General features: G+C 53.5%; 18 protein-coding genes, 2 tRNA genes and 1 pseudogene. 4 read left to right on the forward strand and 17 right to left on the reverse strand.

Features of this window, described 5'->3' with window-relative positions; translation table 11 throughout:
- Nucleotides 1–119: 119 nt before the first annotated feature.
- The gene (locus tag ROR01S_RS20035) at nucleotides 120–461 is read left to right on the forward strand and encodes a hypothetical protein (protein ID WP_044023548.1); all 342 of its coding nucleotides are present in this window, start codon (nucleotides 120–122) and stop codon (nucleotides 459–461) included.
- A gap of 176 nt (nucleotides 462–637) precedes the next feature.
- Here ROR01S_RS20035 and ROR01S_RS20040 read toward each other — a convergent pair whose 3' ends face one another.
- From ROR01S_RS20040 to ROR01S_RS20070, 7 genes are all read right to left on the reverse strand, one after another.
- Complete coding sequence (locus ROR01S_RS20040) at nucleotides 638–958, reverse strand: hypothetical protein (protein WP_004860296.1); 321 nt, start codon at nucleotides 956–958, stop codon at nucleotides 638–640.
- Complete coding sequence (locus ROR01S_RS20045; RefSeq protein ID WP_015584697.1) at nucleotides 955–1,197, reverse strand: hypothetical protein; 243 nt, start codon at nucleotides 1,195–1,197, stop codon at nucleotides 955–957. The genes ROR01S_RS20040 and ROR01S_RS20045 overlap by 4 nt, the downstream gene beginning before the upstream one ends.
- A gap of 16 nt (nucleotides 1,198–1,213) precedes the next feature.
- On the reverse strand, nucleotides 1,214–1,939 hold the full coding sequence (locus tag ROR01S_RS20050; RefSeq protein ID WP_064359826.1) for a DarT1-associated NADAR antitoxin family protein: 726 nt from the start codon (nucleotides 1,937–1,939) through the stop codon (nucleotides 1,214–1,216).
- Between the two features lie 4 nt (nucleotides 1,940–1,943).
- Nucleotides 1,944–2,999 carry a DarT ssDNA thymidine ADP-ribosyltransferase family protein gene (locus ROR01S_RS20055; protein WP_064359827.1) on the reverse strand — a complete coding sequence of 352 codons (1,056 nt, stop codon included), beginning with the start codon at nucleotides 2,997–2,999 and terminating at the stop codon, nucleotides 1,944–1,946.
- 364 nt (nucleotides 3,000–3,363) lie between these two features.
- On the reverse strand, nucleotides 3,364–4,386 hold the full coding sequence (locus tag ROR01S_RS20060) for an ABC transporter ATP-binding protein (RefSeq protein WP_004860286.1): 1,023 nt from the start codon (nucleotides 4,384–4,386) through the stop codon (nucleotides 3,364–3,366).
- Nucleotides 4,387–5,961, reverse strand: coding sequence for an ABC transporter permease (locus ROR01S_RS20065; RefSeq protein WP_048023103.1), 1,575 nt, complete (start codon nucleotides 5,959–5,961; stop codon nucleotides 4,387–4,389).
- A gap of 24 nt (nucleotides 5,962–5,985) precedes the next feature.
- Nucleotides 5,986–7,002, reverse strand: a complete 1,017-nt coding sequence (locus tag ROR01S_RS20070; protein ID WP_004860282.1) for an iron ABC transporter substrate-binding protein — start codon at nucleotides 7,000–7,002, stop codon at nucleotides 5,986–5,988.
- Between the two features lie 465 nt (nucleotides 7,003–7,467).
- Here ROR01S_RS20070 and ROR01S_RS20075 point away from each other — a divergent pair, with 465 nt between their 5' ends.
- The gene (locus ROR01S_RS20075; RefSeq protein ID WP_032717645.1) at nucleotides 7,468–7,914 is read left to right on the forward strand and encodes a GNAT family N-acetyltransferase; all 447 of its coding nucleotides are present in this window, start codon (nucleotides 7,468–7,470) and stop codon (nucleotides 7,912–7,914) included.
- A 253-nt stretch (nucleotides 7,915–8,167) separates the two neighbouring features.
- Here the strand turns inward: ROR01S_RS20075 and ROR01S_RS20080 are convergent, their stop codons facing one another.
- The 8 genes and pseudogenes from ROR01S_RS20080 to ROR01S_RS20110 form a co-directional block, all read right to left on the reverse strand.
- Complete coding sequence (locus ROR01S_RS20080) at nucleotides 8,168–9,235, reverse strand: hypothetical protein (RefSeq protein WP_064359828.1); 1,068 nt, start codon at nucleotides 9,233–9,235, stop codon at nucleotides 8,168–8,170.
- A 47-nt stretch (nucleotides 9,236–9,282) separates the two neighbouring features.
- Nucleotides 9,283–9,861, reverse strand: coding sequence for a hypothetical protein (locus ROR01S_RS20085; protein WP_064359829.1), 579 nt, complete (start codon nucleotides 9,859–9,861; stop codon nucleotides 9,283–9,285).
- A 414-nt stretch (nucleotides 9,862–10,275) separates the two neighbouring features.
- Entirely contained in the window at nucleotides 10,276–11,187 is a 912-nt protein-coding gene (locus ROR01S_RS27775) for a helix-turn-helix transcriptional regulator (protein WP_407046335.1), read from the reverse strand.
- A gap of 48 nt (nucleotides 11,188–11,235) precedes the next feature.
- Nucleotides 11,236–11,349 (reverse strand): annotated as a pseudogene (locus ROR01S_RS27610) (helix-turn-helix transcriptional regulator); the annotation flags it as partial.
- A 561-nt stretch (nucleotides 11,350–11,910) separates the two neighbouring features.
- Nucleotides 11,911–14,997: an efflux RND transporter permease subunit gene (locus ROR01S_RS20095; RefSeq protein ID WP_064359830.1), complete on the reverse strand. Its 3,087-nt coding sequence runs from the start codon at nucleotides 14,995–14,997 to the stop codon at nucleotides 11,911–11,913.
- On the reverse strand, nucleotides 14,994–16,103 hold the full coding sequence (locus ROR01S_RS20100; RefSeq protein WP_015584704.1) for an efflux RND transporter periplasmic adaptor subunit: 1,110 nt from the start codon (nucleotides 16,101–16,103) through the stop codon (nucleotides 14,994–14,996). Before ROR01S_RS20100 ends, ROR01S_RS20095 begins: the two co-directional genes overlap by 4 nt.
- A 73-nt stretch (nucleotides 16,104–16,176) precedes the next feature.
- On the reverse strand, nucleotides 16,177–16,791 hold the full coding sequence (locus tag ROR01S_RS20105) for a TetR/AcrR family transcriptional regulator (protein ID WP_004860265.1): 615 nt from the start codon (nucleotides 16,789–16,791) through the stop codon (nucleotides 16,177–16,179).
- Nucleotides 16,792–17,398: 607 nt separating this feature from the next.
- A tRNA-Ser gene (locus ROR01S_RS20110) sits at nucleotides 17,399–17,486 on the reverse strand.
- Nucleotides 17,487–17,632: 146 nt separating this feature from the next.
- On the opposite strand from ROR01S_RS20110, the gene ROR01S_RS20115 reads away from it, so the two are divergent.
- Nucleotides 17,633–18,415 carry a hypothetical protein gene (locus ROR01S_RS20115; protein ID WP_004860193.1) on the forward strand — a complete coding sequence of 261 codons (783 nt, stop codon included), beginning with the start codon at nucleotides 17,633–17,635 and terminating at the stop codon, nucleotides 18,413–18,415.
- A 156-nt stretch (nucleotides 18,416–18,571) separates the two neighbouring features.
- Here ROR01S_RS20115 and ROR01S_RS20120 read toward each other — a convergent pair.
- Both ROR01S_RS20120 and ROR01S_RS20125 read right to left on the reverse strand, forming a co-directional pair.
- Nucleotides 18,572–18,659, reverse strand: a tRNA-Ser gene (locus ROR01S_RS20120).
- A gap of 145 nt (nucleotides 18,660–18,804) precedes the next feature.
- A complete protein-coding gene (locus ROR01S_RS20125) occupies nucleotides 18,805–20,433 on the reverse strand; it encodes an ABC transporter substrate-binding protein (protein ID WP_015584707.1) in 1,629 nt (542 codons plus the stop codon).
- Between the two features lie 268 nt (nucleotides 20,434–20,701).
- On the opposite strand from ROR01S_RS20125, the gene yccA reads away from it, so the two are divergent.
- Complete coding sequence (yccA, locus tag ROR01S_RS20130; protein ID WP_004860189.1) at nucleotides 20,702–21,361, forward strand: FtsH protease modulator YccA; 660 nt, start codon at nucleotides 20,702–20,704, stop codon at nucleotides 21,359–21,361.
- The last annotated feature ends 31 nt before the right edge of the window (nucleotides 21,362–21,392 follow it).

Genomic DNA, 21,392 nt, shown 5'->3' on the forward strand with positions numbered 1-21,392 from the left:
ATATAAAATCATGCCATTCATTCATAATTAAGATAAAAATTATTCATTTTCCTTCTGAATCAATCATCGCCATATTTGTATGACAAATAACCCCACAGCGAACGGGCCGTGCCGATATCATGGTAACAACACTGCAAGAGAAACAGATTCAGGCGCAAAGTCTGCAGGAGCGGGGATTATTGCGGCGCGCCTTAGCGATCTGGAACGAAATAGCGCGACACGACGACAGCGAGCTGGCGCCGATAGCCCGCCAAAAGCAGCAGGAGATCGCCGCCCTGCTGGCGCAGCAAAAAGTAGAGAAAGAGGCAGCGAAATACCACTGCCGCTCCCATGTCGACGCCGATCGGCAATGGATTATGACCCATCTGCGTAACGGCATGAAGCCGAGGGAGATTGAAGGGTTAACCCGGCGTTCCAGCGCGTTTATCTACAGTTGCAAAAAGCTGCTGGCCGGAGAATAACCCCCGAGGCGACGATAGCTGGCCAGCTTTCTGGGTATTGCAGCGTCTACCGCCGTGTCCAGACAGGTGTTCAGGTTCCCCCGAAACACCAATCATAATATGGAGTTGTATCCGAAACTTTGCCAGCCAGTTCCTGGCTGGCTTTTTTTTCGCCGCCGGAATACAGCGATGGCGGCTTACTTTCCGGGGTGTTTTTCATTCAGCAGCCGGGCGTATCTGGCCCTGTTTTCTTCGTACAGCGCGTTAAACGCCTCCCGATTTTGGGGATCCATTCCCGCCAGCATCGCCTCATGTTTTTCCTGGCGCTGGATACGCTCCTGCACCGATTTCAAGGCCGCTTCCATCGCAATCAGCTCTCCGGAGAGCGCGCTCTCCAGCATTGAGCGATACAAATACTCGCGTGCCAGCGTCCCGAGCGCATTATTGGCCTGGTTGATGGCGTCGTGGGTTTTACTAAGGGATTCGGCAACGGCGGCCAGGATTTTATTCTCATTCATTTTTTCGTCTCCCCGACCGACAGCAATGCCAGCGTCTCCGTCAGACTACGGTGAAACATTTCGCGCTGGGTAATGGTCATCGCATCCACCTCTTTTTTCACAGCCTGGAGGCGCGCGTAATAGTCGTCCATCACCTCTTCCCGAATCGCCTGCTTACGCGCCTGCGGAATATCGTCAAAGGTATCTGCCGCAGAAGCGGTCGGCACAGGGATATCGCCATTGAGTCGTTGCCTTGCCATTATCGCTCCTGATTAGTTAGAAAAGAGACATATTGCGGAGATCGCCATCGCTGGTGTTGTAAATGGTGAAGCGTTCGATCAGTGCGATGAACGCATCTCGCGAGGGAATAGCCGTTGTTAACAATTGCCGCTGGCGTAGCGCGCACCACAGCGCCACGGAGTAGGCCTGGCAGTTGACCGATTTCGCCGGATTAAATTCGATATCGGTAAAGGCCGAATAGTTCAGCACCTGCTCTTTACAAGGCGAGTGGTACAGCGCGTTGAGATACAGCCAGTCATAGAACGCGCTTTTCGGCTCCAGCGGCCAGATAACCGGTTCACGCGCCTCGTTGGGCTGAAAGGAAAAGTGGGTTAAGCGCCCCGAAGTTTTGAGCACCTCCGCGCGTCGGGCCTCTTTTGGCGCCTTTCGCATCAGCTCGCGAAAGGGCCCGCGTACCGTTCCGCTATCGGTAAACACTTTCGAAGACTGGAACAGCGATTCCACGCTGATAAATTGTCCGCCGAGGCTACCGACGCCCATGTTAAAGGCGCTGAGCTGAACGCCCAGTGCATCCGGAGATTTACTGGATACTTCAAGAATCTTTGCTCCCGGCGACATCCGGGCGTAACCGTCATGCAGCGCGGCAATAGACTTTTGTTTCTGGCTGACCGCCAGACCCGGTGACCAGCTGAAATCCACGTTAACGATGTCAACCAGCGCCTCCCCTTCTCGGGTCGGGATAAAGACGGGACGAACGGCCATAAACTCACCTGAAAGAAAAATGTGAAGGGTCAACCACGATGTTCACCGTATAGTCGCGTAACCACGGCGGGATCTTATCCGCGGAATAAAAAATAACGTCACTAATAAACCAGACTGGGATCTCGCCAGAATATAAAATTTCGGCCTGGATATCATACGGGCGATCGCCGGAATCTTGATGATTATCACCGCAAAACATCGCCTGGAAAGCCTGATGTTTTTGCCGCTGCTCCACGCTGATGGCTCTGACAGCGGAAGACGCCGCGTTGTGGTGGCAAAAAATGGCTCGTTTGAGCAAAGCCCGATGATCGAATGAAGGTTGGGTGGGTCCGCTAATTAGCTCTTTTTTAATTTTGAAGATCACCCAGTCACGATCGCGCAGCCCCTGGGAATATTTGTAGAGCATTTTTTTATTCACCTCGCCTAACGACAGGGAAATCGCATCCCTTACCCCCTCCAGCCTCAGTTCATCATTATAGTGAAAACGGTGCCCACCCTCTTCGAGTCGTTGGCGGCTAATAATCCCAGATTTAAATATGCTTCTCAGATTTGACAGGTGGCTAAAGTGATATAACGAAGAAATATTTCTCCGCGGGGTAGAAGAAAAATCAATGACTCGTGCCCAGTTAAATTGCTGAATAGCATAGAAGGGTTTATTCACAATTAAGCGCATGAAATTATCATGGACATCGGACATATAAGCCGGTGCCAGGTGAGTTAATCCCGTTATTGCATAGCGCGTTAACATATACTCTTTAAACCCGTCGATATGCATAATAAGATTTAGCGCTTCCGCTATCGTAATACCGGGCGCAGCCTTATTTACATCGACCATTAACGAGCGCGGCGCCTTGTCATCCGTCGCTATGTCACTCAAAAGCATCCGCGGCTTCGTCACCGGCTTTACCGGGTCAACCTGCAGGGTATATGCTTTTCGTTTTTCAACGTCAACCAACGGCTCGGCCACCCGACTACCTGTTTTAGTAGGGGGCGTTTCTTTTTTCTTTATTACATTGCCGATAAAAACCAGAACTAAAAAAATGCCAATCACAGTCCACATATGAACTCCAGCACTATCATTATTCTCTTATTGTGCATTACCGCGCACGCCGTTACGCTTCACCGATAGCAAAGAGGAAGTGAGTGTTATCTTATTCGTATTTTTAGTTGTTCAGAGGCCCCACGGAACGTGCAAAGGATGGGTGAACGACGACTCACATTAATCGATTCATTCAGTTAACTCAAGGGCTAACGCTAGCCTGTACGCCGGCATGACGGGCGCGAAAATGCGGCGCGATTAGCCGACAGGGATCCGCAATCAGCATTTTTAGCCGCCAGACCGTGCGTGTCGATATTATTCATCCACGTCACGGTCGCCGGTAGAATAAATGACGCCAGAAATACCCTGGCGCGATTTTCATTTATTAAGGAATAAACACCCGCCCTTTACCGCTGACCTCAATATGTACCCGGCGGCCCGGCACCCAGTCCGCCCGGCTGACGGTTTTCAGGGTCAGCGTCTGCTGCGCGATCGCCAGCGTTAAAGTCGACAAATGGCCGGAAAAATCCACGTCGAGGATGGTGGCGGCACTCTCCTCATTCTGGCAAGGCGTAATCATCAGCTGTTCCGGACGCAGCATAACCCGCCCCTGCCCCGTGACATCGTCATTATCGGTCAGCAGCGCGCCAATCGCGCACTGCGCCCGTCCGCCTTGAAGCTCGGCAGGAAGCACCAGCGCATCGCCCAGAAACAGCGCCGTGGCTTCATCGGCGGGCCGCGAATAGACCTCAAACGGGGTGCCCACCTGGGTAAAGCGCCCCTGACGCATCACCGCAACCTGGCTGGCAAACGACAGCGCTTCATTCTGATCGTGGGTCACCAGAATCGCGGCGACGCCGGCCTGGGCAAGCAGGTCTGCCGTCGCCTTTCGCGTGGTGGCACGAAGTCCGGTATCGAGGGCGGAAAAAGGTTCATCCAGCAGCATCAGCGATGGCCGCTGCGCCAGCGCCCGGGCGAGGGCCACGCGCTGCTGCTGGCCGCCGGATATTTCATGCGGCCAGTGCGTGGCCAGCTGCCCATCCAGCGACACCATCTCCATCAATGCCGCGACCCGACGGCGCTTCTCCTGCCGGGAGCAATCTAAGCCCCAGGCAATATTGTCGGCGACGTTAAGGTGCGGGAACAAGGCTCCCTCCTGCGGGACGAAACCGATGCCGCGCTGATGGGCGGGAATAAAAATCCCCTCATCAAACAGCGTTCTGCCCTGCATCACGATGCGCCCGGCATCCGGCGTTTCAAACCCGGCGAGAATACGCAGCAGCGTTGTTTTTCCGGAGCCGGACGGCCCGACGATGGCCGTGCGGCTGCCGGGGGCCACCGACAGAAAAAGGTTATCCAGCACCTGAACATCGGCAAAAGATTTTGAGATCGAGGTTAATTCCAGCATTTACAGACCTGCAATTTTTTTCGACTGGTGATAGAGCACACCGGTCAACGGTAGAGAAATCGCGATCATCAGCATCGCGTAGGGCGCCGCAGCGACATAATCTATCTCGCTGGTTAGTGCCCAAAAGCCGGTGGCCAGCGTACGGGTTCCCAGCGGTGAAAGCAGCAGCGTCGCGGTCAGTTCGTTGCTGACGCCGAGAAAGACCAGAGCGGCCCCGGCCGTCGCGCCCGGCGCGGCGAGACGCAGCGTGATGCTCCACAGCGCCCGCCCCGGGCTTCTTCCCAGACTCCGCGCGACGTTTTCCAGCTCTACCGGCGCCTGGGCGATTCCCGCGCGAAGATTGATCAGCGCACGAGGCATAAACATCAGCAGGTAGGCCAGAAACAGCGTCACTTCAGTCTGATAGATGGGCCGGGCATAGTGGATGGTCACCGTAACCAGCGCCAGCGCGGTCACAATACCCGGCAGCGAACTGGTCATGTAATTGCACCCTTCAAGCAGGCGAAACAGACGATGCGGGTAGCGAATCCCCAGCCAGGCGATGGGGATACCGCAGGCGGTCGTCAGCAGCGCACCGCTGGCCCCCAGCACCAGCGTCTGGCGAAGAGAGTGCCACAGGTCGGCGTTCATCCAGTTCTCGAGGCCCCCCAACCACAGCCAGCGACACAGCACCAGCAGCGGTACCCCTAGCGCCAGCAGCACCAGCGCACACAGCAGCGACTGTGCAGCGAGAGTCGCCATCACATTCATGCGTTTGCGTTTCTGCTCCCGCGCAGCCCCGGCGCCAATACGGGCATAGCGCGCTTTCCCCCGGGTGGCGCTCTCCAGCAGCAGGAACGCCAGGCAGCACAGCGCCAGCACGCCGGCCAGCATATTGGCCGCCGGACCGCTGAACGTGGACTGGAACTGGTCATAGATCGCGGTCGTAAAGGTATCGAAACGGATCATCGCATACAGGCCGTATTCCGCCAGCAGGTGCAGCGCCACCAGCAGCGCGCCGCCGCAAATGGCCAGCTTCAGCTGCGGTAACACCACGCGGAAAAAAACCTTCCACGGCGGCGTGCCCAGCGAGGCGGCAACGTCTTCCAGCGTCGGATCCAGGCGGCGAAGCACCGCCGCGACCGGCATATAGATGAAGGGATAGTAGGCAAGCACCGAGAGGAACACGCCGGAGGAGAGGCCGTGCATCGATGGCACCGCGCTGACCCAGGCATAGCTCTGAACAAACGCCGGAATCGCCAGCGGGGCAACCGCCAGCGCCGACCAGACCTGCCGCCCTGCCAGGGTCGTGCGTTCAGTCAGCCACGCGACCGTCACGCCGAGCGCAATGCACGCCGGGACGGTCAGGGCGCTGAGCCACAGCGTATTGCTGAGCAACTCCCCGACGCGCGGACGGAACACCAGCGCCTTAATGGTCTCCCATCCGGTATCAATCCCCACGGCAACGACAAAACCCGGCGGGAGGAGTGCTAATAATGAAAACAGTACCGCTAATGCAACCATCGGAAATGCAGGACGCCTGCGCTCAGGCAGGCGTCGTACTTTTTTTCCGAGTGTAATACTCAGACCAGACATAAGGTATTCACTTCACCGGAGGGATCACAGCAGGCCAGCTTGCGTCATCAGTTCGATAACTTTTTTGCTGTTCAGCGAAGAAGGCTCTACTTTCGGCGCATCCAGTTCTTTCAGCGGCGTCAGTTTCGGGTTAGAGGCGGCATCGACACCTACGGCATATTCAAAGGCATTATTGGTTCTCAGCTCATCCTGACCCTGCTTACCGGTGATCCACTTGATGAAGGCCTGCGCCTGCTCTTTATGTTTGCTGGAGGCCAGCACGCCGCCGCCGGAGATACTCACGAAAGCACCCGGATCCTGATGTTTGAAGTAATACAGTTTGGTGTTTTTGCTGTTTTCACCGGTTTTGGCCTGATCGACAAAGCGGTAGTAGTGGTAAATCACCCCGCCATCAATTTGCCCGGCATTGACGGCCTTCATCACGGTGCTGTTGCCTTTATAGGCCACGAAGTTGGTTTTCATCGCTTTGAGCCAGTCCAGCGTCGCTTGCTCGCCCTTCAGTGCCAGCATCGCGCTGACAATGGCCTGGAAATCAGCACCCGATGGCGATGCCGCCCAGCGCCCTTTCCATTCCGGTTTCGCCAGATCCATCAGAGAATGCGGCAGCTGAGCTTCGCTGATTTTTTCCGGGTTATAGACAAAAACGGTGCTACGCGCCGCGATGCCGATCCAGCGGCCGTGCTCAGGGCGAAATTCCGGCGCCACCTGACTTAAGGTGTCGGCGTTCAGCGGCGCGAATAATTTTGCATTGTCGACCAGGACCATTGACGGGGAGTTTTCCGTCAGGAAAACGTCAGCCGGCGAAGCCGCGCCTTCCTGCACCAGCTGATTTCCCAGCTCGCTATCACCGCCGTTACGCAGAGTCACTTTAATACCGGTTTCTTTGGTAAAGCCATCCACCCACGACTTGACCAGATTTTCATGCTGCGCGTTATAGACAACAATGCCTTCACCGCTTTCGGCCGCCAGGACCTGAGGAGCAAGAAACACAGAAGCAGCGACGAGCGCGGCGGAGCAATAAGACGACAGGCGAAAATTCATGTGCTAATCCTTAGTATTAATGGATAAATGGCCGCCGATAGCCTGGCCGGAAAGGATTAAAACACAGAGAAATGGGAATGATAATGAAAACAATTCCCATAAAATAAAAACAGTTAAAAATATTGCCCCGCATCGCTTTCTTATCTGAAAATGCTTTATTTAAAACAAGATAAAATAAAAGATTAAAACAACCTTAAGATGCGATCGTTTTTCGCGGAAAATATTAAAAATATGATCCAGATTGCATTTATGCCGCGAACAAAAATCCTACACCATCAGCTCACCGGACGCCAGCGAGCGCGAATATGCGCCACAATAGCAGCGGGTCTGCCCGCTGACGGCACGTTCAACCGCACACCCACCGCGCTGTGGGTGAAATGGTCGGTATTTTGTTCCCCCACAAGGTTGGTATTTACAGTGGGATAATTCGGCCTACAATAATGGGTCTTTGCCACGAGGTTTAAGATGAATATTTATCAGGCGCAACCCAAGGATGTGGATAAAATCCTGCCGCTGTTTCTTGCATATCGCGAATTTTATGATGTCGGGACCCAGCGTGAGCAGGCGCGTGATTTTATTCTGCAACGCTTACAGCTTAATGAATCGACTATTTTCTTTGCTCAAATTGCCGACAAAGTCGTGGGATTTACGCAACTGTATCCGCTGTTCTGCTCATTAGAAATGAAGCGTATCTGGTTACTGTATGACTTGTTTGTTGATCCTTCGTCCCGTAAACAGGGGGTTGCTGAAGCGCTTATCGCCCGCGCCGGGCAGTTAGCCAAAGAGTCCGACTCGGCTTTTATTATGCTCAGTACCGCAACGGATAATACGCGAGCACAAGCGCTGTATGAGAAAAATGGCTTCGTACGCGACACGGATTTCTACGTCTATAATAAGCTGCTAAATAAATAACCGCTCTCGCCGCCGCGATAATAGATCGGGATTGCGCGCCCTGCACGCTGCCAGCGAGGAATGCAGAGCAGATGCTTTGGAGGCTTAGCGCCGAATGAGCGTAGAGGGCCAGCCGCCAAATATCGCGTGGGTCCTGCGCGGCAACTGCTGAAATAACGCAGTTGCCGACTTGTGCTTCAGCTCGCGTTGACGGTTCCCCGGCCGCAGCGGGAGAGACGCTACGCGCTAACCAGGCCGATCTTTGTTGGTTGCTTCAGACCGGGCGCAAAAAGAATTTCGTCGGTGTTTTACCCTTTCCGCTGGCGAGTCGTTCATGAGGTAGGGGTTGTTGATTATCGACAATCACCATTTTGTCGCTGTCCTGGCGTTCCAGCACCAGATAAATATGATCATAACCATGGTGGGCCGTCGGGCCGCAGGTAGAACCAACATCTCCAGGTTGCTGTTGTCCAACAGGAATTTTTTGCCATTTTCTTTCATCGTGAAGATAGTTGCCCAAAGCTAATGCTTGCGTAATATCGGGAACGACAATGCCACCTTCCTGCAAGAGATTAGCCAGATTTAACGCACAGCCGTCATGTGGCCAGCTCTCATGGGTTAGCTTAAAGAGCTCACTCGCGGCAATCTCCTGTACTTTTTCATAACGGGCTGGCGTTCTGGCAATATTTATCACCTCAATCATTTTATCTTTGTCGCTGAGCGGCCCGATACCTGCCGCGGAGAGCGTTTGGGACGATATTCGGGGCGAGAGGAATGTCTGAAATTCCTCTACGGCATCGCGCCGCACGTGGGAGATAACCTTAGTCGGGTCTTTTATCGTACCGCACCAGGCGGTGCTGATCCGCAATAATCGGGCACAATATTCCACGGCCAGGCCGTGGTCCGTTTTCATTTTAGTAATGAACGTTTCTGCCGTGTCTATGCCATGCTGTTTCGCAAAACCCAGCAGTGCCGATTGTCTGGTGCCAATACTGTCAAATGATACCTGGAAGGCTCCGGTCTCTTCGCTTTCAATGTGAGTCCGGGAACGATGATTTCCCGAATCGACGCCAGCATCCCAGCGCCAGTCCGATTCAAACCCCGCCTGCACGCGAAGTACTTCACACATCACTGCTTTTCGGTGTTTAAGGCTGGTGTAAGGCCCAAGCACACCTTTCATGACGGCATAGATATCATGAAGCTCATTTTCAGCAAAAACATCATCGGGTAACCCATCCAGAGTCTCCACCAGTTGTTGCAGAAACGCGATGGGCGGGCGACCATGTTGCGCGCTGACGGGATAGCGGGTCGTGATGAATATACGTTTGTTGATCGTCTCCATAATATTCTCCTTCATGGGTTTATTACTGCAGAGACGCGATTTCGTCTCTATTTATTTGAGGACAGGCTCTGAAACAAAGAAGAGAACTTATTCACCAGGTATGGTGCAAATAATGTCATCCCGGCAGACAGGAATTTAATAATCTCGCCAACGGATTCAGGACTTGATATTTTACCAGTCATGCCATAATCAAGTAATATTAAGGACCCAAAACCAATAAACATAAATAAAATGACCAGCATTCCTGTCAGTGCAATGAGTCGACTCGAGCTGGCTTTCATTACGGTTTCCAGAACAGGTTTGCCTGCCGGGTCATAAAGCGGTGTTTTGGTCACTGTATCAATACCATCTTTTGTTTCCTTAACTTCAGTGACGGCAGATAACTCCACATCTTCAGAAAGCGCATCCGCCAAAGACCACGTTTCAGGAAGAGAGCGGCGGATAACTAAAATAGAAACCAGCGTACCGCAGATGACAATAAAAAGTATGACAGGTAAGAAAATACATCTGTAATTTTCCTCACACAGATACTGCCCCTGTGCTGATGGTTCCCCGGCCAGGACTGAAGCAGAAAAAAAGAGCAGGCATATTGCATGTGCTGACCAGCATGTTTTGCGAGAAAACATAAATACACTCCTCATCAATATAACTTTCATTTATTATTGACATGTGAAGATAGCGTCATTCATATAATGACATCCGTTACACAGGATGCGATCTCGCTTCTTTTCGCCATTCCGGGGTTCCGTGCTTCGCGCCTGTTCAGAACCACACGCCGATAGCAGTGATGTCAGAATGATGAACGAAAGACGTTTCAGGTTATTTCTCATCAAATTCCACACACCAAACACAACCCGGCGCGCTAAAAACAGTAAGACGGTCAGATAAAGATAAAACATCATTCCCGCATCCCGTAAACAGACACGGATATACTGCCGGCATGAATGACGGTAGTGAAAATCCGGTCAGCCGTATAAGCATGAGTATAATGGCGGGAATGCAACTCTCACTCATTCATATGAAGGAGTGCGTGAAATAAATCAGCCGTAAATGGCCCGGATAATGAGCAGCAATTCGGACTGATTTCGGGTATGTGTTTTCCGGTACAGCGCACTGAGATGGCTTCTGATGGTGGTGATGGATACGCCCAGATGTAGGGCGCATTCATCCGGGGTCATCCCCCTGACCAGCAGTTCTGCCACCGCATTCTCGGCGGGTTTAACATCAAACACCTCCATTAAGGCGCTGCCGCTGAGGAAAGGCTCGGGGATGATAATGCAGGCGACTCCGGGAATACGGGAGGCCGGAAGCACCAGGATCGGTTTTGCAGGGCGTCTGGTGGTGTAGCACAATCCCGCCCGGGGGGGCGCCCCGGTTCGCGTGGCCTGTTCGATGGCATGTTTCAGTTTTTTGCTGTCAGTATCCAGACTGAGTGTATCCGCGCCGGCAGACCAGACCAATCGGACGCTCGCACGCTGGTAACTTTCGGCATGGGCACTGGCGTAAAGAATTTTCCCGCTACGATCCACCAGCCAGACCGGGTAAATACCGTTATCCATAATCGCAGTTTGATACTCAATCGTGTCACGAAGTTGCTCAAATCTGGCGTGAAGCTGACTGGCGGTAATTAACGCCGGGATGAGCCGCCGAAATACGTCAAATTGTGCAGACTGCGGATAGGCGGCATCGTTGGCTGTCATCAGCGATAAATAGGTGGAATAACCGTTGACGGTACACAGCTTGACACTGGTCAGATAATTCAGGTCATTCGGGTGATGAAATTCATTGTAATAAATGCTGTTAGCAATAAATTTATCGCCTAAAAACTCCCTGTCCCTGTACATCTGCCCGACAGGCAGCCCCGTCAGTATTTTTTCAGCAGGGTCAATGGCCAGAAATACATCCCGGTAGGCCGTAAATACCTTTTCTTCAAAGAGGAAGGAATCGGTCATCAGATGCGCATTACCTTTATCATAAAAAAGTAATGCCGCGTACTGATGACCTGTCAGGAACGACAGCTTCTGCAGCGCGAGTTTCCACAGCTGGGGATCCAGCGTGGCCATCAGGATAGTTTCCAGGATCTCAAGATAAATCAGTTCCGGATCAGTGGCCATAACAACACCTGTTAATCAGTGTTTAACCTGCCTGGACGGCACATGATGCCTGCTCATTCAGCATAGACCCGGAAGATAAATCATGGCAATCCTGACAGGGAAATACAGCAACAACGCCGATCCCGTGAGTTTTACGACGTCAGGCATGGCGCAAGACTCGTGGCGATAGCATTATCTGGCGGGCATCATCTGGAAAAGCGCAAATAGCCTGCGCCAGACAGATGTTCTCGCTCAGCGGCCTATAGCCCAGCGATGGATGAGTGAATCCCTGGCGCAAGGTCAAGAACGCGTTGGCTGGAATGTGTTGGATTCGGTGCTGGTTTCGGCCATTGAATCCGCCTGACGTGCAGCCGATCGCCGGTCAGCACTCGCGGGAAGAAAAAAAACCCGCAGAGATAGAGCGGGTCGATTCAAATTCAAATCCATTGCATGCAAGTAACATCACAATAACCGGGGGTTATTTTATGACTTGCATCACAAAAATACCCCTCCCCGTTCAGGGGGGGAGCCTGAGGTCTCCTCCCCTCCTGGTCGGTCGCGCGCGATGCGAAGAAATACCGTTTACGCCTGTGGTCGTACCGAATGGAACGGAACCTCAGGACGGATCCGGAACCAGATCGCATACATCGCCGGTAAGAAGACCAGCGTCATGATGGTGCCCCCTAACGTTCCGCCAATCAGCGTATAAGCGAGGGTCCCCCAGAACACCGAATGGGTCAGGGGAATAAACGCCAGCACAGCGGCCATTGCCGTCAGGAGTACGGGTCTTGCCCGCTGTACCGTAGCTTCTATCACCGCATGGTACGGGTCGAGGCCTTGCCTCTCGTTATGATGGATTTGGCCGATAAGAATCAGCGTATTACGCATAAGGATCCCCGAAAGCGCGATCAACCCGACAAGAGCATTGATGCCAAACGGTTGATTGAAAAGCAGCAGCGCAGGAACCACGCCGATCAGCCCCAGCGGAGCGGTAAGAAACACCATCACCATGGCTGACATTGAACGTACCTGCAGAATGATGATCAGCAGCGTCAGGGCGATCATGATGGGGAACAACGGCGCCATCGCCTGAGTGGCTTTGCCCGATTCCTCAATCGAGCCCGCCATGTCGATACGGTATCCGGGCGGGAGCGAATCAATAATTGGCTGTAGCTGCTTCATGAGGGCGGCAGAAACGTCCGGCGGCTGAAGATTATCGGCAATGTCCCCCCGCACGGTAATGGTGGGCGTTCGATCGCGACGACGCAGTAGCGGGTCTTCCATTCTCACCTCCACCTCGCCGATTTGCGCCAGAGGAATGCGCTGTCCCGCCTTGCCCACCAGGGTAAGCCCCTCAATTTTCGCCGGATCCAGACGTATATCACCGGCGGCGCGCCCCGTTACCTGCACCGAGCGAATATCTTCCCGTACCGAGGTAATGGGAATACCCGATAACAGGAACTGGAGCTGTTGGGCCACGGCATTCGACGTTAAACCGGTTGCCTGCAGACGGTCCTGATCGAGGATGAAATGTAAGGCTGGTACCTTTGTCCCCCAGTCGGTATTGACGGTCCTCATCATCGGGCTTGCCTGCAGCACAGCCTTAACCTTATCGGCGATGTCGCGCAATTTATCACTATCTGGCCCCATCACCCGCCATGCCACCGGGAAAGGTGAATACGGGCCAAACACCAGTTGCGTTACGCGAACGCGCGCTTCTGGCGCCAGTCCGCTGGCGACGGCTTCCCGCAGTCGAAGTTTGAGCGCATCGCGTGATTGCTGGCTGTCCGTCAATACCACTATTTTGGCAAACGACGGGTCGGGTAGCTCGGGGGCCATCGCCAGATAAAAGCGCGGTGAGCCCTGGCCGATGTAGGCGGTAACAATTTTCGCTTCCGGCTGTTTTTGCAACCACGCCTCTATTTTGGCCGCCGCTGCGCTGGTCTGCCCAATCGAGGTGCCATAGGGCATCTGCACTTCGACCAGAACTTCCGGCCGGTCAGAGGTGGGGAAAAATTGTTTTTTCACCAGCCCCATTCCGAGAACGGCCAGAACGAAAATAGCGACGACGGAACCGGCCACTCCCCATTTGCTTGCGATAACGCGGGCCAGCATACGGCGGAAGCGGTTATAGCGCGGCGTGTTATAGATAGCGGCATGGCCGCCTTCCACTTTTACAATATCCGGCAGCATCTTCACGCCCAGATACGGTGTGAAAACAACGGCAACCAGCCACGAGGCGATCAGAGCGAGGCCGACAATCCAGAACATATTGCTGGTGTATTCTCCGGCCGTAGACTGCGCAAAACCATTTGGCATAAAGCCAATGGCTGTCACCAGCGTTCCTGCCAGCATTGGCGCGGCGGTATGGCTCCAGGCGTAGGCCGAAGCTTTAATTCTGTCGTAGCCCTCCTCCATTTTCACCACCATCATTTCGATGGCGATAATGGCATCATCGACCAGCAGGCCGAGAGCAAGAATAAGCGAGCCGAGGGTGACGCGGTCAAAATTGATACCGGAGGCTTCCATCACCACAAAAACAATCGCCAGCGTCAGGGGGACCGCCGCCGCGACCACAACGCCCACGCGCCACCCCATGCTGACAAAACAGACCATCATAACGACCAGCAGGGCGGCGAAGAATTTGATCATGAACTCGTCGACCGACGCGCCGATATTCACCGACTGATCGGTGACTTTCGTCAGGGTCAGCCCCAGCGGCATAGCCGCATTGATTTTTGCCGCTTCGGCATCCAGCGCTTTACCTAACGCCAGACCATTCCAGCCTTCGCGCATGACAATACCGAGCAGCAGCGCTGGTTCAGACTGGTTACGAATCTGCAGCGTGGGAGGATCTTCATAACCTCGTTCCACCGTTGCCACGTCGGATAGCTTGAGCGTTTTACCCTGAGCGATAAATGGCGTATCGCGGATCTTCTGCAATTCGTCGAAAGCGCCATCGAGGCGAATAAAGATCTGCGCGCCGCGAGTCTCGATGGAGCCCGCCGGGGTTAAGGCGTTCTGGCTGTTAAGCGCATTGAAAATATCCTGCGGAGAGAGTCCCATCGTAGCCAGACGCTCATGCGAGAAAGAGATATAAATCCGTTCAGCCTGCTCGCCGATAATATTGACTTTCTTCACGCCAGGGACGTGCAGGAGCTGCTGGCGTAATGTTTCGGCATCACGAACCAACAGGCGCTGCGGCTCCCCTTTCGCTTTCAGCGCAAAGAGCGCGAAAGTCACGTCGGCGAATTCATCATTGATCATCGGCCCGGTCACGCCAGCGGGGAGATTTTTGGCCTCATCCCCAAGCTTTTTTCGCGCCTGATAGAACTCTTCCTGCACCTGAGATGGCGGCGTGCTGTCCTGCAATGAGAGCGTGATAAATGCCATGCCGGGGCGGGTATAGGTTTCCGTACGGTCATACCATTTGAGCTCCTGCAGACGTTTTTCCAGCGGCTCGGCAACCTGATCCTGAATTTCCTGCGCGGTCGCCCCTGGCCAGACGCTGATAATGGTCATCTGTTTGACCGTAAAGGGCGGATCTTCCGCTCGCCCAAGGCCAAAAAACGAATAAATACCGGCTATCGTAATCAGAATAATCAAAAACAGCGTGATCGAGCGCTCGCGCACCGCAAGCGCTGACAGATTGAAGCGTTTTGCGCTCATGGTTTGCTCCCCGCATGGGCAGCATCGCGTGGTTCAGCAAGTCGGACAGACTCGCCTTCATGCAGAAGATGCGCCCCTAGCGCCACAATCTTCTCGCCCGGCCGCAGATCGCCAGTCACCTGCACCGCTTCCGCACCTACGCTAAGCACCTTCACCGGCTGCCAGACGACCTTTGTCGGCCGCGCGGAAATGCGCCAGATACCGGGCCCTTTGCCCGCATCGTACAGAGCAGCCAGCGGAACCTGCATCACCGGGCGCTCCCCGCTATTTTTTTGGATTTGCAGCGTCACGGTCGACCCCAGCGGGGCGTTCGCCAGCGGCCCTTCCAGCACGTACCGCGCCTCGAATGTGCGGGTCGTCGCATCGGCCGAATCCGAAAGCAGCCGCAGTCTGGCAACGACAGGCTCTGTTTCGTTGCCATAGCGCGTAGCCTGAGCTTCGCTGCCGATGGCGGGACGCAACGTCTCCGGTAGCTGCACCAGCGCCTCGCGCTGCCCCGCTCTCGCCAACCGGATCACCGCCTGTCCGGCGCTGACGACCTGACCGGGTTCGCCGAGGGTCTCCATCACCACGCCGTCGGAATCGGCCAGCAGCACGGCATAGCCCGTCGCGTTTTGCGCCACGTTTGCCTGAGCCTGGGCGGCGCTGAGCTCCGCTTTAGCCGAATCGGCCGCCGCTTTAATCTGGTCATACTCTGACGCGGATACGGCGCCAGAGGCAACGAGGCCACGATAGCGCGCCTCATCACTGATTGCTTTTCTTGCGCGTGCCCTGGCGGCATCAACGGCCTGTTGCTGCGCCAGCGCCTGCAGCTTCAGGTCAACAGGGTCCAGTCGCATCAATGGCTGACCACGTTTAACGCTCTGGCCAGTATCCACAAAACGTTCGAGGATCTTACCCTGCACCCTGAAACCAAGATCGCTTTGCGTTCGTGCTACCACCACGCCGGTAAAGCTCCGGGAAGTGGTGTTCGCGAGTTCAACGGACCCGGCTCTGACGAGCGGCGGCCGCGTGCGCGGATCGTCATTAGCGGAATTGTCGCCGCAGGCCCCCAGGATGAACGGCAGGAGGCAGACGGCAAGGCGGGCTGAATTAAGCCTGAGCATGGGAACCTTATTGCATTAGCAGAATGGTATCCGCATTCTCAGACTAGTGACCAATAAAGTCAATGGTCACAAATCAGGGGGCCAGGCTTCTTAAAATCAGTGAAGAAAGCAGTACCGCTGCTTTGGGAGCCGCTTCGAGATTAAACTGCAGCTGGACGGGGTTAACGAAAGGACACATCACCAGATATACCGCGTGCGTGGCTTCATCCAGCGGCGTTTTTCTTTCAAACTCCCCGTTCTTCCTGCCTTCAAGCAGAATGCCCTCAATCAGCTTCATCAGATGTTCTGTATACTTTTCCGTCGCAGGCCACCGGTCCCTTGCGGCTACGGCGGCAATGTCGTAAAGCTTACGATCGTGGAAAAACAGCTCGCTCCCCGCTTCGGTGAGCGCCCCGAAGAGACGACGGAGTTTCTCGCTGGCTGACGGCGCATCGGCTATTGCCGAATGCACGGCCTCCATGATCAACGACAGACGGTTAGCGCAGATCACCTCGCCGATAGCCTGTTTAGAATCAAAAAATTTATAGATGTAAGATTTTGAAAAACCTATAGATTTAGCAAGCTCTGCCACGGTGGTTTTTTCGTAGCCGTAGTGGCCGAAATGCTCAAAAGCAGCTTCGACAATTTGCTCTCGGACGCTGTGATCAAGTGGACCACGTGATGATGGGACGTTCATATTCTTAGTCATTTTTTCAGCTTAGCGTGATAGCCATTGATTGAAATTTGTGACCACATTGGAATTTAGTCACCTTTCCGGCTAGTTTCAAGGTCGCGCAATGTTATCCTCGCCGGCGACGCTACCTGCGCAGCGCATCTGTTCGCTGCGGGATATGCTGGCGGATCGGTTCGAATGCTCCAGTACCGAAATTGTACCAGACAAATACCTTTGCCAATAAAAGTGCCGAATCCCTATATGAAAGCTTATCTCAATGACAGAAGTGAATGCCCCCGCAGGAATGGTCTCTGCTTTTCATCAATGCGAGCAAGCAGTAAGGCGATGCGTTGCAATCTATCCATAACAGATAAGTTCCCTGGGAGGGGTTATTCCGGGCCAGGCAAGATAGTCACTATCGCTGAGCAGGATGCTCTACTTTTGGCGCCTGATAGCAGACTTGATGAACGGGTGATGCCGGGAAACGGCGAATAGACAACGGCCCGGAACTCAGTTCGCGGCCCCGGCGCAGCAGGGTCAAGAGCGTGGCGTCCTGAGCGCCTCACAATGGAGGCGATGTTACTGATGGGGAAACGACCCCAAAGCAAAAAGGGGTTACCTTTCGGTAACCCCTTTTTTTATTTGGCGGAAGCGTAGAGATTCGAACTCTAGAACCCTTTCGGGTCGCCGGTTTTCAAGACCGGTGCCTTCAACCGCTCGGCCACGCTTCCAGAATGACGCGCACTATAAACACCTCTTAGCGCCATGTAAAGCAGGAATTTATCGAACGCGGAGGTTTCTCTCGCAATGGCGCAAAAAACGAGCAATGCGCTAACATCGTTATTTACAACGGCGCCCATAGAGAAGGTTCGCCGATATGAAAAGGGTCAACGCCTTAGCTATTTTGGCGTTTATTTTATTGCTCCCCTCTGAAGCATCGGCTCAATATCCTGCATTTGCGGCATTCACCCCACCGTCGAAAGAATATGTGGTGCAAAGCGATCTGAGTGAAGTCACTAACTTACCCAACGTGCCTGCACAGGGTGGCCGGGGGATCTGTTACGCCGCCTCTGCGGCAGTCATGCTTACTGCAGAAAACGGCCTCAAATTACCTGAGGATTGTACTCGCTATACGCCAGACAAGATTTTTTCACCTTACGGGCTGGTAAAACCTTTTGGTGAAGAGGATTCAGGAAGTCATGAGCCTCTTGCAGATGAAGGCGGGAGTGCAATAAATGCCTTAAATTATGCCGCATATGTCGCGTTCGGTAACCCATCACTGGAGTGCTCGTCAAAAGATAAAACGATGCCTGATTTCGCCGATAACGATGATGGTGGTATTCGGGAATATACAATGTGGAATCAGGTTTATAATATTTACGAAAACCTCACAAACACAGTTCAAAAAATAAACTTTAATTGTCAGGCATGCATTGAGAATTTTTTTCATACTCACAAAACAGCATTCTCAACCTTAAAGAAAATATTTCCCAATATAAAACAGGAGTCGGTCAGTTTTCTCAGGCTCATGCGGGAACCTACTTATCGCGACTTCGTGGTTAAACTTACCGTGCCGATGAAATGCCAGCGGAAATCCGTGCATAGAGGTTCTGAAGGTTATAAACAGCTGGGGAGAATCCTGGCAAAAAGAAGTCAATGATGGCTGGGTGCAAGCAAAGCCTCTGCTGGATAGCACACGTTACGCTGAATCTATGATGGGCTGGCGCAGTGACAAGACCAGGCCCTGACAGCAAGATTCCGCAGTGTAGACAAAAAAAAATCCCGCGATATTTCTATCGCGGGATTTTTTTGTATCTGGCGGAAGCGTAGAGATTCGAACTCTAGAACCCTTTCGGGTCGCCGGTTTTCAAGACCGGTGCCTTCAACCACTCGGCCACACTTCCGTAATGAGGCGCACTATAAACAGCTACTTGCGTCGTGTAAAGCCAGCAACCGTTCACTTGCTTCAAAAATAACCAAAATGCTGTTAATCGGTTGAATCAACAACAGATTGACCGTTTTTTCAGCACAAAATCTTACCCCTGAGCGTTAGTGCTTTTTGATGTACATATCTTTGGTGAAGTAGTATCCCAGCTTATCCGGCGTAAATCCCCCCACCCACGGTTTTACCAGGTGGGTACGAACATAGTGATAAACCGGAACCGCCGGCACATCTTTCGCAAGCAGATCCTCTGCCTGCTGGTAGTACTTACCGCGCGTCACCCCATCTGACGCTTTGGCGGCGTTCTTTAAGGCTTCATCATAGGCAGGATTGCTGTACTGGCTGGTATTCTCACTGTCGCCGGTGCGGAAGTTATTCAGGAAAGTGGCGGCATCGTCATAATCGGCAATCCACGCATAGCGCACCGCATCAAAATTGTGCGTGTGCATGGTGTCGAGCATCGTCTTCCACTCCTGGTTTTGCAGCTTCGCCTCCACGCCGAGATTTTTCTTCCACATCGAACTGGCGGCAATCGCCACGCGCTGGTGTGATTCCGATGTGTTGTACAGCAGATTAAACACCAGCGGGTGACTATCTGAGTATCCCGCTTCGCTCAGCAGTTTTTTGGCTTCGGCAATGCGTTTCTCGCGCGGCCAGCTGGCGTATTCCGGATTTTGCAGTTTTACGCCGCCGATATCAGGCTGGCTAATCAGCCAGGCCGGGCGTTGTCCCTGCCCCAGTACTTTTTCCGCAATGATGTCTTTATCCAGTGCCATGTTCAGCGCCAGCCGGACACGCGGATCGTTAAATGGCGGCCTGGTGGTGTTGAACTCGTAATAATAGGTCGCCAGCTGCGGCGACACATTCAGCTGATCGCCCATGGTCTTTTTAAGCTGCGCGAACTGGTTAATCGGTACCGTATAAACAATATCGATTTCACCCGCTTTATAACGGTTAACGTCCGCCGCTTCTGAATGAATCGGCAGCCAGGTCACTTTATTGATTACCGTATGCTGATTGTCCCAATAACGCGGGTTACGTTCGGCCACGATGCGCTCGTTAACGACCCACGCAGACAGCTTATATGGACCGCTGGTCACGATATGCTCCGGTTTGGTCCACTGTTCGCCAAAGCGGTTTACCAGCACTTTATCAATCGGAACCAGCGAAGGGTGCGCCAGCATCGCTAAAAACGCCGCGTTCGGCTGGGTTAATGTAACTTCCAGCGTCGCATCATCCACCGCCTTCACCCCCAGCGTCTCCGGCGCTTTTTTCCCTTCGGCAATCTCCTTCGCGTTCACAATATGCATATTGCCCGGGTAGCTGGAATAAGGTGATGCCGTCAGAGGAGAGACCAGTCGCTGCCAGCTCCAGACAATATCCTGAGCGGTAATGGCGGTCCCGTCCGACCAGGTAATGCCCGGACGTAAATGGAAGGTCCAGACGGTGTTCTCTTTATTTTCCCACTTTTCCGCCAGCCGCGGCTGTATTTCACCAGCCGGTGAGACGCTGACCAGCCCTTCGAAAAGATCGCTGATAATATTAAACTCAACGTCACTCTCGACCTTATGCGGATCCAGTGATGCCGGCTCGCTGCCGTTATTTCTTACCAGTTCCTGCTTCTCTGCCAGCACCGTCCCGGGGGGAACCTGAGCGGCAAATACCGTGGCCGTCGTGCAGAGTAAACCGAGAGCCAGCACTGCTTGCGTGATGTGATTGTATTTTTGTGATTTCATATCCCTTGCCTTTATTACGCTTCGTTTGTACCCTCTCCACACTTAGCCACAGAACGGCAATAACGCAATATTTTTCAGTAACCTATCAGATTCCGATCTGGTTCCTGAAGCCAAACACACAAACTCACCACCTTTCCATTATTTATTAGCATAATATGCTGCGTGATTGCCTCGGGGGTCTAAGTAAAGATGGGTAAAAGCACTATGGCTTCCGTCGTGGTTTTTTTATGCTTCATTATTAATTACATCTGTCATAAGAGAGTGACTCATGGATCGTATTATTACGTCGTCGCGTGACCGTTCATCGCTGCTCAGTACGCATAAAGTTCTGCGGAACACCTATTTCCTCCTCAGTCTGACGCTGGCATTTTCCGCCATTACGGCAACGGCCAGCACGGTGCTGATGCTGCCTTCTCCAGGGCTGATTCTGACGCTGGTGGGTATGTATGGTCTGATGTTCCTGACCTATAAACTGGCCAATAAGCCGACAGGTATTCTGGCGGCCTTCGCTTTCACCGGCTTCCTGGGTTATATCCTTGGGCCAATGCTCAACGCCTATCTGTCTGCGGGCATGGGTGACCTGATTGGTCTGGCGCTGGGCGGTACCGCTCTGGTGTTCTTCTGCTGCTCGGCCTATGTGTTGACCACCCGTAAAGACATGTCCTTCCTCGGCGGAATGCTGATGGCAGGCGTAGTGGTGGTGCTGATCGGTATGGTTGCTAACATCTTCCTGCAGCTGCCGGCTCTGCACCTGGCCATCAGCGCGGTGTTTATCCTGATTTCTTCAGGCGCAATCCTGTTTGAAACCAGCAATATCATCCGCGGCGGTGAGACCAACTATATCCGCGCTACCGTCAGCCTGTACGTGTCGCTGTACAACATCTTCGTCAGCCTGCTGAGCATCCTTGGCTTCGCAAGCCGGGACTAACCTCTGCCGACGCTGTGCTCAGGCCCCGCTT

It is taken from the genome of Klebsiella ornithinolytica NBRC 105727 = ATCC 31898, from assembly GCF_001598295.1.
GTDB lineage: Bacteria > Pseudomonadota > Gammaproteobacteria > Enterobacterales > Enterobacteriaceae > Klebsiella > Klebsiella ornithinolytica.